The organism is Proteus sp. G2669 (genome assembly GCF_009915245.1).
Taxonomy (GTDB): domain Bacteria; phylum Pseudomonadota; class Gammaproteobacteria; order Enterobacterales; family Enterobacteriaceae; genus Proteus.
Genome location: NZ_JAABLX010000048.1, coordinates 1 through 13,349, shown reverse-complemented (window position 1 = coordinate 13,349; position 13,349 = coordinate 1). Strand labels below are relative to the sequence as shown.

At 32.2% G+C, this 13,349-nt stretch carries 11 protein-coding genes; 10 read left to right on the top strand and 1 reads right to left on the bottom strand.

Annotation, left to right across the window (positions count from 1 at the left end):
- The first annotated feature begins 455 nt into the window (after positions 1 to 455).
- The 10 genes from GWI68_RS13515 to GWI68_RS13470 all read left to right on the top strand — a co-directional run bounded on the left by GWI68_RS13515 (position 456) and on the right by GWI68_RS13470 (position 12,754).
- Positions 456 to 1,007: a type 1 fimbrial protein gene (locus GWI68_RS13515; RefSeq protein WP_109408894.1), complete on the top strand. Its 552-nt coding sequence runs from the start codon at positions 456 to 458 to the stop codon at positions 1,005 to 1,007.
- A 58-nt stretch (positions 1,008 to 1,065) separates the two neighbouring features.
- Positions 1,066 to 1,764: a molecular chaperone gene (locus tag GWI68_RS13510; RefSeq protein WP_166540628.1), complete on the top strand. Its 699-nt coding sequence runs from the start codon at positions 1,066 to 1,068 to the stop codon at positions 1,762 to 1,764.
- Entirely contained in the window at positions 1,742 to 2,296 is a 555-nt protein-coding gene (locus GWI68_RS13505; protein ID WP_166540627.1) for a fimbrial protein, read from the top strand. The genes GWI68_RS13510 and GWI68_RS13505 overlap by 23 nt, the downstream gene beginning before the upstream one ends.
- 10 nt (positions 2,297 to 2,306) lie before the next feature.
- Positions 2,307 to 2,849, top strand: coding sequence for a fimbrial protein (locus tag GWI68_RS13500; RefSeq protein ID WP_166540626.1), 543 nt, complete (start codon positions 2,307 to 2,309; stop codon positions 2,847 to 2,849).
- A gap of 8 nt (positions 2,850 to 2,857) precedes the next feature.
- Complete coding sequence (locus GWI68_RS13495; protein WP_166540625.1) at positions 2,858 to 3,550, top strand: molecular chaperone; 693 nt, start codon at positions 2,858 to 2,860, stop codon at positions 3,548 to 3,550.
- A 4-nt stretch (positions 3,551 to 3,554) separates the two neighbouring features.
- A complete protein-coding gene (locus GWI68_RS13490) occupies positions 3,555 to 4,301 on the top strand; it encodes a molecular chaperone (RefSeq protein WP_166540624.1) in 747 nt (248 codons plus the stop codon).
- Between the two features lie 52 nt (positions 4,302 to 4,353).
- Positions 4,354 to 6,939, top strand: a complete 2,586-nt coding sequence (locus tag GWI68_RS13485; RefSeq protein ID WP_243733388.1) for a fimbria/pilus outer membrane usher protein — start codon at positions 4,354 to 4,356, stop codon at positions 6,937 to 6,939.
- 35 nt (positions 6,940 to 6,974) lie between these two features.
- On the top strand, positions 6,975 to 8,141 hold the full coding sequence (locus tag GWI68_RS13480) for a hypothetical protein (protein ID WP_166540623.1): 1,167 nt from the start codon (positions 6,975 to 6,977) through the stop codon (positions 8,139 to 8,141).
- A gap of 432 nt (positions 8,142 to 8,573) precedes the next feature.
- Complete coding sequence (locus GWI68_RS13475; protein ID WP_166540622.1) at positions 8,574 to 10,286, top strand: ShlB/FhaC/HecB family hemolysin secretion/activation protein; 1,713 nt, start codon at positions 8,574 to 8,576, stop codon at positions 10,284 to 10,286.
- An 80-nt stretch (positions 10,287 to 10,366) separates the two neighbouring features.
- Positions 10,367 to 12,754 (top strand): filamentous hemagglutinin N-terminal domain-containing protein, encoded by a 2,388-nt coding sequence (locus tag GWI68_RS13470; RefSeq protein ID WP_166540621.1) that lies wholly within the window; start codon positions 10,367 to 10,369, stop codon positions 12,752 to 12,754.
- A gap of 7 nt (positions 12,755 to 12,761) precedes the next feature.
- Here the strand turns inward: GWI68_RS13470 and GWI68_RS13465 are convergent.
- Positions 12,762 to 13,349: IS3 family transposase (locus tag GWI68_RS13465; protein WP_166539075.1), on the bottom strand; the 588-nt coding region annotated here is incomplete at its 5' end.

The following is a 13,349-nucleotide window of genomic DNA, read 5'->3' as shown; positions in this document are numbered from 1 at the left end:
ACAATAAAATTAAGTGAATTTACCTATTCAAATAAAAAAATTAAAAATAATTTTATGTGGAAACTGAGTTTATTCTTAAGTATTTATAATTAAGTGCATTTACCTATTTTAATTAAATTAAATAATTTTTCATATTAGTTTAAATATGTCTATATATATGAAAAACAAACTTTATATATAAAAAAATATATGTTTTTATTTTTTGAGTATTATATTGATAATCAATTAAAGATTAGTTAAATATTCTAAAAATAAAGAAAACACTTTATAAATAAAGTGTTTTAAATAATTATCATTATGCAATTTTAACTCACTTTATGAGTAAACTTTGATTGCTGTGCTACTCTTTAATTAGGATTAGAAAATATATTTTCTTAATTCACATCTAATTAAGATGATTAAGAAATAATACTAATTCCAATAGGCGATTTATTTAAAAAACGAAAGGTAACAATATGTCTTTAATTAAGAAAGTTGCTCCGTTTATCGTGTTGTCTGGATTTATGGTTGCAGGTAATGCTTTTGCTGCAACACAGGGTACAACTGTGTCATTCGAAGCATTAATTCGTGCCGCAAGTTGTGATGTTTCTTCAACAACAGAAGGTTCTAGAATTGATTGGGGTACCTTCACAAGTGATGAAGTGACTGGCAAAAACGTCGGTGATCAATTAGGAGATAACAAGACGTTTAATTTAGAGCTTTCTAATTGTACAGCAGCATTAGCAGCTGATGGAACAATCAATCTTTATGCTCGTGGTAATAAATCAAACTTTGATTCTGAAATGTTTGCTAACGCAACAGCAGCTTCTTTAGCTGTAAAATTGTTAGCAACAGCAAGTAATACTTTAGTTAAACCAAATGTTGAAACAGGTCTGGTATTAGGACAAGAGATCATTAAAGACGGTACTGGTCGTATTCCGATGACTGCTGGTCTGTATTTAACAAATGGTGCAGTAACAAGTGATGAATTAAAAGTACCAGTTACTTTTACTGTTGCTTATAACTAATATTACTTAATTTTTAGAGGCTCTATCTAATAGAGCCTCTCATTAAAGAAGAAATATAATGATTAAAAATACAAATAGAATAAGAAAATTTTTTGTTATTTTACTAATGATTATATCACCACTTGCTTATTCCAAAGGTGTGGGTTTAAACGCTACACGAATTATTTATCCTGAAGGTGAGAATAGTGTAGGTGTTATCGTTCGTAATGAAGAACCAAAAATAAATTATTTGGTACAAGCCTATATTTCCTCTGATGAAAACCCAATTGTATTTCAAGTCACTCCACCTCTTTTTAGAATTAATAATTTATCAAGACATGAAGTAAAAATTTATGCCATGAGTAATTCTTTACCGAAAGATAGAGAAAGTATTTTTTATTTTCATGCAAAGATGATCCCTGGACAAAACAATAATTCTGACACAGCGGGCTTAAGTGTTGGATTTGATAATGTCATAAAGCTTTTCTACCGACCTAAAAACTTACCGATGACATCAGAGGATGCGCAAAAGAAATTAGGATTTAGTGTGGAAGGAAAACAATTAAAAGTAGTCAATAATTCCCCTTATTACATCAATTTTGCTGGGTTCTCTGTCAACAATATAAAGTTAGATGTTAGTTTAGCCAATAACAATGCCATGATCGCGCCTTATAGTTCGATAAAGTATGCCTTACCTACAGGTGTAACTAAAGGAAGTGTTCAATGGCGTACAATAGATGATTTAGGTGGATTTAATGAACATAAAGCCACATTTTAAACCAATTGTATTGGGCGCATTATTAACTTGTATCTCTTTTTATGGATATAGTGCTGTTGATGACTCTGCGGTTGTAATAGTAAAAGGCTCAGTAACAAAAGGAACGTGTGCTTTTACTTTATCAGACCAAGCGGTGAAATTTTCTCAATCAACATTAATGCAAAATGTTGATGAAATAGGTGTAAAAAAGGAAAACAAAATACCTTTTTCAGTTAATTATCTTTGCCAAGATTATGTTGATGAAACTCCTGATATGGAAGTTATTATAAAAGCGGGATCAGGAACACAAATTGCAAATAACAAAATATCGCCGGTGAATAATCCAACTAATGCGAGTTTTGCTCTATACGATTGTAAAGGTGAGCATTGTTCTTTAGTTAATTTTAATGCTGGAACAAGTTCTGTTTATATTACAACTGGAAATGGTAATAAAAATAAAGATTTTGAAGTCGAGCTCGTTAAGAAAGACAGTTCAGCGGTTAATCCCGGTACGCTAAAAGCAATATTAGCATTAACACTTATACAACCTTGAGAAAGTAAATATGAATATATTTCTATTGAAAAGGAGTTTGTTAAGTTTATTTATTACACCAGCACTATTTATTAGTTTTAGTGCTCAAAGTATTGAATTTGACTTTAAAGTGACCATTGATAAACAGACCTGCAAGCTCTCAGTTTCAGGAACAAGTAACAATGAAGTTGATTTTGGCAGTATTCAGTCGAATAAAATTAAAAATAATCTTATAGAACCTATTCCGATAAAGGTATTGCTGAGTGATTGTAAAACGAATGACTTTTTTGATACTTATGTGACGATGAAGGCAAAAAGCACTTTAAATACGATTACTTTTAATGATGATCTCAATAAAAGTTTTGGTATCAGAGTATCTAGTAAAAATAATGTTGCTCAATCTAATGCTAATGCGGATTTTTTTAAATCTGAAGATACGGTTTGGAATAACATAAGTAAAGATAAATTAGAAAAAACACTTTATACCTATGTCAAATGCAAAGATCCCACAGTTTGTGATCCCGAACCTGGAGAGTTTTCAGCAACGCTAACTTTTTCGTATATCGTTGATTAAGATATTATATGAATAAATTTATTATAAAAGTTTCCATTATTTTAATATTAGCTTTTAGTTATTTTAATGCTAACGCTCAAGGGGTTAGTTTAGGCAAAACACGCGTTATTTTTTCTGAAGGTAGTTCAAGTGAAAGTGTATATATTTCTAATGATGATAATCAACCTTATTTAATACAAGCTGGCGTTACTGAAAAAATTGATGGAAATTTGTCATCTAATTTTATCGTTACTCCTCCTGTATTTCGTTTAGAAAAAAAGAGCGTATCATCTTTACGTATTTTATTAAAAGATACTCAATATTTACCTAATGACAAAGAATCACTCTTTTATTTGAATACAAAAATTATACCCTCTACTAAACGGCCTAATGAAAGTGAATCACAGGAATCAAAATTAGTATTAATAACTAATTTTGTGATTAAAGTAATTTATCGACCTGAAAATATAGCAAGGCCTTCAGAACAAGATTACAAAAAAATCTTTATTAAAGAACAGGAAGGAAAATGGTTTTTAGATAACCCAACTCAATATTATATGACATTAACATCAATAAAAGTTAATAATGAAAAATATAATAAAACTTTCTTGTTAGCACCTTATAGTAAAACTGAATTGGTAGAGGTATCAATAAAAGAAGCTAGTTGGCATGTAATTAACGACTATGGTGAGTTATCAAAAGAATTCGAATATAAGGACTAATGATATGAACGTTTTAAATAGTCGTGTTTTTTCTATTATTACTTTGATATTAGGTTTTTTTTATTGCCAATTGGCATGGTCTGCTAATAATGCATTTGAATTTTCATTACAAAGAATGACATATAATGAAGGTAGTAAAAGTATTTCTATCGGCTTAAGAAATAATGAAAAAAAAGCGTATCTCGTTCAAGCTAGTATGAGATGGTTAGATGAATCTACGGGTTTACAATTAATTGATAGAAAAGAGAATCCTCCTTTTATTTTAACTCCTCTGTTACAAAAAATAGAACCTGAAGAATACTATGAGTGGGTAATTAAGTTTACTGGTTCAGAAAGTGTATTACCAACAGATAGAGAGAGTGTTTATATTTCTCAATTCAGATTAATACCATCCACATCTGAAGAAACTCCAAATGTGCAGATGAACTTTATTAGAGCATTAAACTTTAAAGTCTATTATCGGCCAAAATCTCTTGAAGGTATAAAAATAAAAGATGCAGAAAAAAAATTATCATTTTCAATTGATGGTAATAAAATAATAGCTAAAAATGACTCACCTATTTATTTAGCTTTTAACACAATAAAGATAAATGGAAAAGAGATTGAACTGCAAGAGTTATCGAAAAATGTACCTCCATTTGGTACGCAAGAATACTTATTTTTGAATGAAAAAAATATTACATCTATTCATTGGCAAGTATTAGATGAGTTTATGTTCCCATTAGATGAAAAAATGAAAACAGTAAATTAATAAATTTATAAAAATATATGTTTTTATAAAGCTAAATATTAAGAGTGTAAAAATGAATAAATCAATGGCAATGTTTAGATACAGTTTTTTTACATCACTTATTTTGTTCTCATTTAATTCTTTTGCAGAGGATTATTTTGATCCCGCTTTACTTGATGGACAATTAGGTGCATCTGCAAATGAAATTGATTTAAGCCAATTTTCACAAAAAGATGCATTACCTGAAGGTAAAATATCTTTATTAGTTTATGTCAATAATAATAACAATGGTGAGTTCATCATTAATTTGGTAAAAGGGCCTAATAATAAAGTGGTGCCTGAAATAACCAGAGAGTTATTAGATGAATTAGGTGTTAATACTAAAGTAATACCTAAGTTAAACATGTTAAAAAGCGATCAAGTGATTTATGATATTAATGAATATATTCCTGACGCATTAATAAAAGTAAATTTATCAGAATTAAAACTAATCACTAGTTTTCCTCAAATTGTTATGTCCAATGATGCCGTTGGCTATATTGATCCAGCTTCTTTTGATAGTGGTGTTTCTGCCATGTTTATCAATTATATGTTTAGTGGAGGACATTCTTCTAACGATAGCCATTTTGATAAAGTTAATAATAATGGAAAACAAAAAAATGATAATTTCTTTGCTCAACTAAGAGCTGGTTTTAATCTTTATGATTGGCGTTTACGTTCGACAATGACACAGACTTATACCCGAAATTCAAATAATGTAGAGACTCAAAGTAATAATAGTAATAAATTTTCTAATACATATCTTTCTCGTAATCTTTATTCTTTACGCTCGGAATTTATTATTGGTGAAACTACAACCGGAAATGATGTCTTTGATAGTATACCAATGAAAGGTATGCGTTTAGTTTCTAACGAACAGATGTTGCCAGCGAGTCAACAAGGTTTTGCTCCAGATGTGAGTGGGATTGCTCAATCTAATGCCCAAATTACTATCCGACAAAATGGGAATGTCATTTATCAAACTTATGTTGCACCCGGCGCATTTAAAATAACAGATCTTTACGCGAGTGGCTCAGGAGGGAACTTGGATGTCACAGTGAAAGAAGAAGATGGTTCAGAAAGGACATTTACAGTTGCTTTTTCATCATTACCCGTAATGTTAAGACCGAGGGGTTGGAAATATGAAATTAGTACTGGGCGATTTGATGGCGGCACAACGGTTGGTTCTAAAAAAGCAGATTTTCTGCTTGCCAGTGGTATTTATGGTTTACCTCATGATGTCACTCTTTATGGTGGGTTATTAGGTGCGAAAGATTATTACGCTATTTCTTCTGGGATAGGAATTTCATTAGGTAATTGGGGTGCTCTGTCTACAGATATCACACATGCTCATGCTGATTTTAATACAATAGGCTCCCAAAATGGGCAATCTTATCGATTCCGTTATTCTAAGAATATGACCACAACAGGAACCTCTGTTGACTTAACGGCATTACGTTTTTCAACTAAAGATTATTACGATTTTAATCAATTTAATACTGAAGATTATCGGTTAAAAGACGGTACTTCACCGTGGTTAGGTGAACGAGAAAAAAGTCGTTTTACAACGTCATTATCACAATCATTAGGCAAGTACGGTAGTATTTATTTATCTGGTAGCCGTTATAATTATTGGGAACAAGATAAGAATGTTACCCAACTTACGACAGGTTATAATGGCAATATCCAAGGTATTAACTTTGGCGTTAATTACAGTATTGATAGAATAAAATCAGATGATAGCTGGCCTGAAAATAGGCAAATTAGTTTTAATGTGAGCGTTCCATTTAGTGTATTTAGTAATTCGCCTGCGCTCAGTAATTTTAATAGCACTTACATGATAAACCATGATAATAATGGAAGAACTAACCAGCAAGTTGGTTTATCTGGCAGTGCATTTGATAACTCCTTATCTTATGGTGTTTCTCAATCTTGGGCTAACCAAGGCCAATCTAATAATGGCTCAGCATATGCTAATTATTCAGGTAACTACGGTACATCCTCTCTAAATTATAATTATTCAAGTGACTATTATAACGTTAATGGCAGCATGAATGGTGGTTTGCTTTTACATTCAGGTGGTTTATTGCTGGGTAGAAGTATGGGAAGTAGTATGGCCATTGTTGAAGCACCTGGAGCAAAAGGCACTGAATTAAGTTCAGGAAATGGTGCGATAAATGGACAAGGATATGCGTTATCACCATATCTTACAGAATATCGCCAAAATACAATCGCATTAAATGTTAATACATTGCCTGATAATACGACTCTACAATCCACATCTCAAAATGTAGTTCCGACAAAAGGCGCTATTGTTAAGGTTACCTTTAAAACAAAGATTGGCTTCCAAGCTATTTTAAATCTTTCTCAGAACAAAAGTGTTGTCCCATTTGGCGCTATTGCTACGTTAATTGATGCTGATAATCCTAATGATTTGAATACAGGTATTGTTGGTGAAAATGGTCAGCTTTATATGAGTGGACTTCCTGATAATGGCAAGCTGTTAGTGAAATGGGGTAATAAAAATCAACAAAGTTGCAACGTTTCATATAGTGGCTTAAGTAATATTGAAGTCAATAGCAAGCAACCAATAAGAATTTTATCTCTTTCTTGCCAATAAAAAATAATCCTTATTTTATAGGTGGATGCATAACAATGAAAATGCGTAATTTAATGATGGCATCACTGACTTCAGTATTAATGACTTCGTCATTTAATGTTTTAGCTGGAACAGATATGGGTGCGATGACATTAAACTTAACTGGGGTGATTGATATGAATATTAATCCCACTCAAGTTCAATATATAAATGGTACATTGACTGGGACTAGTAGTTTTCGTGGGAGCCCTGTTTATGATAATAGCAGTAACTCTTCTTGGGATACTCAGTATGCGATTATTTCATTAAGTCAGTCAAAAACGAGATGTAATGCTACATTTGTTTCTAAAGTTCCTGGGCAAACTAATAAATATGGTCTGAAGTTAACGCATGCCAATAATTCAAGGACTGCAGTATATGTAACACCACAGTTTAACTTCAATGTCAGTTTATCTAGTTTTAGTTCTAATTATCAAAGTGCTTATTCAGGACAATTTTTTCAGGTGAACACTAATCTTGTTGATAAAGAATCATCTGATATTAATGTATGTTTTGTGCCATATAATTATGCGACAGCAACAGTTCCTGGTGGCGGTTCAAAAGTTGTTAGTGTCACAACACCAAGTTCATTTCCTGTTTATATTGATGCTAATTTAACGCCTGGTAAGTTAACGTATAAAGGCACTCCTTTTTATGTAGGTAGTTTTGGCCGGATTGGTGATGGTGATTTTTTTGCACAAGTTAACGTAATTGCAGATGTAACAGTAAAACGTTCTTGTGCTGTTACTGGTGTATCTAATCAACAAATTAATGAAAATATGACATTTACAAATGAAGTCATTAAAGACTCTGTATTTACATTATCCTGTGGCGGTACAGGTAACCCTGTAAATATGTCAGCGGTGATTAAAGAGGGAAGCTTAGATCCAAGTAATGTAAATAAATTAGTCTTAGCACCTATTAATGGCACTGTATCTAACAAAAAGCCTTGGGTTATAGGATTGCCTTATAAGCAAACTTCAACACCGAATTTAAAATGTGCTGATGAAAATAATAACAACTTATTAAAGTTCAATAATACAGATATTGAGCTAAGAGGAACCAATATGGGGAATAATCAACCTGATATATTTGGTATCAAATGGGCTCTTTGCAAACCAGAGGGCACAAAAGCAGGTGAATATCGCGGAAAAGTGGATGTGAATATTTTTGTCCGTGGATAAATAGAGTGATTAAAAAAAGAAAAAAGTGGATCTTAGTATCCACTTTTTTTATGGAAGATATTTTTATTTCCACTTATTTAATTTAAGGTTTTATTTTAACTTGAATAAATATTTCAATAATAAATAAATTATTTTAATTCAAGTTATTTAAACTAAATAAATGACTATGATTTAATTTAAAGTAAAATTTATTTTAATTTTTATAATTAATTGAGATTAACATTAATTAATTTATTAAGTAATTTTTGTGATTACATAAGGCTAATTGTTTAACATAAGTTGATTTTTTTAATCTTTACATTGTCAAGGTTACGGTATTTTATTTGTTATTCATTTTTTGATATTTACCTTATATATTTTAATATCAATAATGTTAAAGATTAGATGTACCCTAAATACAATTAAAATTACACACTCTATTTATTGCACAATATGAAAAAAATTATACTCTTTTTAAATTTATGGGTGTTTTTTACGCTCTTTAATACTCCCATATCTTCAGCTGATGCTTCTGAAAAAGCGACGGAAATCTTTAATCAGCAACAACAGCATAATCAAAGTCAACAAGAAGCACTTTACCAACAATTAACACCTGAAATACCTAATATATATTTTGATATTAGCAAATATGAAGAAACAGAGAATAAAACAGAAGAAAAGCTTTGCTTCCAAATAGAGCACATTGAAATAACAAATACCGAAGTTATTCCCCATTGGGTTAATTTACCCCTTTTTAAAACTGAATTTATAGGACAATGTTTGGGGGTGAAAGGAATAAACGCTTTAGTGACTCGTATGCAAAATCGGTTATTAATGCATGGGTGGATCACCACGCGTATTGTTGTACCTGAACAAGATATTAGTCGTGGAACTTTATATCTAACAATAGTTCCCGGCATTATTCGCCATGTTAAGTTTACTGATGACTCTGATAAATACGCCTTGCTGTATACCAGTATGCCTGCACATAAAAAACAACTACTCGATTTGCGAGATATTGAACAAGGGTTAGAAAATCTGCAACGATTACCGGTTGTTAGTGCAGAAATGGAAATAAAGCCAGGTGAAAATGCAGGTGAAAGCGATATTGTGATAAAGCGAAAAAAATCCCGTTTCTGGCATACTTCATTGTGGATAAATGATGCCGGATCACCTGCAACAGGGCGTTATCAAGGTGGTTTAATGTTAGCACTAGATAATCCTTTAGCGCTGAGTGATTTGTTTTATTTATCAACAGAACGTGATTTAGACTTTGTTGGTAGTAAGAATAATCAAAATATTATGGCGCATTATTCAGTGCCTTTTGGCTATTGGTTATTCGATATTAACGCCTCGAAATATGATTACTCTCAAACTGTAGCAGGCCATATTAAAGATATTCTCTATTCAGGAGAAAGTGATAGTGTTAATGCAGGTGTGTCATACATTCTCTTTCGTAATCAAAATAGTAAAACAACATTACGTTATAGTGTTCAAGCTAAAGTATTACGAAATTATATTGATAATACCGAAATTGAAATACAACGCCGGCGAGTGAGTCATTGGCTAGTGAATCTCTCGCATCGTCAATATTTTAGCTTTGGGACTTTGGACGGTAGTATAAATTACCAAAAAGGAACTCGCTGGTTTGGTTCAATGGCGGCTTACGAAGAAAAGTATCTTGATAATTACTATGCAACAGATAAAGCGAATATTTTAACGTGGCGCGCTGAATTAGATATTCCAATATCTATTGGCCAACAGCAATTTAAATACCAAGCAAGCTATCGTAAACAAATGACACACGATGCATTAACCCCCATTGACCAATTTGCAATTGGTAATCGTTGGACTATTCGTGGATTTGATGGTGAAAGAACGCTCAGCGCAAATGAAGGCTGGTTTTTACAAAATACATTGAGTTGGCGATATCCTGCAACAGAACAGTTTATTTATCTTGGTGCAGACTATGGTGAGTTAAAAACAAATACGGATAATCCTCGCTTATTAGGTAAACATCTTGCAGGTGGTGTTGTGGGTATAAAAGGTTCGTTATTTTCATCCACAATAAAATATGATTCGTTTATTGGCACACCATTATCTAAGCCAGATGGATTTAAAACAGATCATGTTAATTTAGGATTTAGTATTAACTTTAATTATTAAAACACAGTATTAACTCAAATATTAAATAAAAAATAATAATTAAGTGAAATTTTATTGTCTTTTTGACAAGGAACTTACATATGAATAAATTATGTTATCGTGTTATTTATAATCGTACTCGACAGTTAATGGTTGTCGTTTCTGAATTAACTAAATCAAGTGGTGAAAATAATAAACGAAATAATATTATTTCATCGCCTATTCGTACATCACTTAATAGTGTAGCCTTTATTTTACTATTAATGCAGGGATTAGTGAGTTTTTCAGCACAAGCGAGCCAAATTATTGCTGATCAACATGCGCCTCAAAATCAACAAGCAACGGTATTACAGACAAGTAATGGGCTTGCTCAAGTTAATATTCAACAACCGAATCAACATGGCGTTTCTCGTAATCAATTTACGCAGTTTGATGTTGATAATAAAGGTGCAATTTTAAATAACAGTCTGCAAGATACACAAACTCAATTAGCGGGCATGGTAACCGGTAACCCTTGGCTCGTTAATGGTGAAGCTAAAGTTATTTTAAATGAAATTAATAGCCAAAATCCGAGCCAATTAAATGGTTTTATTGAGGTTGCAGGTCAACGTGCTGAAATTATTATTGCGAATCCAGCAGGGATCAGTTGCCAAGGTTGTGGCTTTATTAATGCAGTAAATACCACATTAGTTGCCGGTAATGCACTAACGCAAGATGGTGCAATTACTGGATATGAAATTAACAATGGTAAAATTGTTATTTCAGGAAATGGATTAAATGATACAGCGAGTGATTACACGCGTATTTTAGCGCGAGCGGTAGAAGTAAACTCACGTCTTCAAGCTAATAAATTAGAAATTACCACAGGGAAAAATATATTAGATAACGAAGGTAATATTGTAAATCAGGATGACAAAGCTGAAAAACAAACTGACTATGCCATTGATGTTGCACTGGTTGGTGGTATGTATGCTAATAAAATAAAGCTTGTTGGTACTGAACATGGTGTAGGTGTACGTAATGCTGGAGAAATTGGTGCTGATATTGGTGGTTTAACTCTTAATGAAAATGGGCAGTTAGTTAATAGTGGTAAAATCCAATCTTATTCAGAATTAGATATAAAAACAACGAGCCTTAACAATCAGGGGGCTATCGTTGGTAAGCAAAACCTAAATGTTACTGTTGAAAACCATTTAGCAAATAGTGGTACGTTACAAGCTAAAAATAATATTCAAGTTGATGCAAAAGGAACTGTTTCTCAAACGGAAGTAGGTAAATTTCTTGCACAAGAAAATATTCAGATTGATGCTAAAAATTATTTGGCAGAGAAAAAAAGTCAGTTAGGTGCTGGCGTTGATAATAAAGGTAATATCTCAAAACCTGCAACGTTGACATTAAATATAAAGGATGAATTAAATTCTGCGGGTCAACATTTAAGTAGTAGTGATATTGCTTTTAATGCCAAGAGTATTGATCTTTCAAATAGTCATACTCAAGGTAAATCACTGCAAGTAAAAGCGACAGAAGGCCATGTAACTTCTGACTCAGCTCAGGTTAATGCTGAAAATATAGTGCTTGATGCGGGTACTTATATCTCAAATCGCCACGGTGAAATTAAAGGTGAGACAGTTTCACTTACAGCACCTCAATTGATTGGTAATACCAAGGGGAAAATTACACAAACAGGCTCTCGTGAATTATCTTTCAATGCAAATGAGTTAAATAATCAACAAGGTGAAATTAATGCACAAGGTGTGCTGACGTTTAACAACCAAATACTAAACAACCAAAAAGGAAATATTCAAACTCTAGGGAATCAATTAATAGTAAAAGCAACAGAACTGAATAACCAGCAAGGTATTATTTCTTTACCTAAACAAGGGCTATTAGCTATAGAAGCCCAACATCTTTCTGGAAGAGAGGGAACATTATTATCAGCGGGCGACTTATCTTTACAAGGTCAACTGCTTGATTTAGAAAAAGCAACAACGCAGGCTGATAATATAACTATTACTGCAACTAATCTGAATCATGATAATGCGACCTTAAAGCAAACAGGTGATAAAACAACCTTTATTACAGTTAAACAAACACTCAGTAATCAACAAGGCAAAATTCAGACTCAGGATCAGTTAACGCTTAAAGCAAGTATAATTAATAATAATCAAGGCGAAATCAGAACATTAAATAATGATCTTGCTATAACAACACAACAAAATTTGATCAATACTGAAGGTAAATTAATTGCAACTGCCCAGAATAAAATCAATGCAAGTCAATTAGATAATTCCAAAGGTCTTATACAGGCTGAAAAAAATATTTTACTTACCTTAATGAATGAGCTGAATAATCATTCAGGTAAAATAATCACGTCTGAAGATAGTCAACTTCAAGCTGGTCGATTGATAAATGAGCAAGGTAAAATTGGTGCCAATACATTAAATATAACGCTGAATAACGAAGCTATGACTAGTCCTGATATAGGTTGACAATTTTTCAGGCATAAAACGCTCGATGTACTTCATCGGGCGTTTTATAGTTTAACGATAAGTGTGGCCGTTTTTCATTATAGAGTTGAATTGATTCTTCTACTAATTTTCTTGCTTGTTCCAGATTACTCGGTTTTATCAGTAGATACTCCATTTTTAATATTCCATTAATTCGTTCTGCTAAGGCATTTTGATAACAATCATACCCATCAGTCATAGAACATTGAATATTATGCTCTTTATGTATCTTCTGATATTCCGAAGAACAATACTGTATCCCTCGATCTGAATGATGGATTAACGAAGTTGTCGAAGTCCGTTTTTTTAACGCCTGAACCAACGATTTCTTCACTGAACTTGTTTTCATATTGTTATCTAAATGATATCCCACGATTTTTCGTGAATACGCATCCGTAATTAAACTTAAATAAGTATCACCTTCATGCGTCGATAAATAGGTAATATCTGCCACCCAAAGCTGTTCTGGTTGTGTGGGGATAAACCCTGACTTAATTAAATTTGGATGCCGATGAAAACGATGATGGCTTAAGGTTGTTCGATGATAAGCCCGTTTATTAGGCACCAGTAACTGATG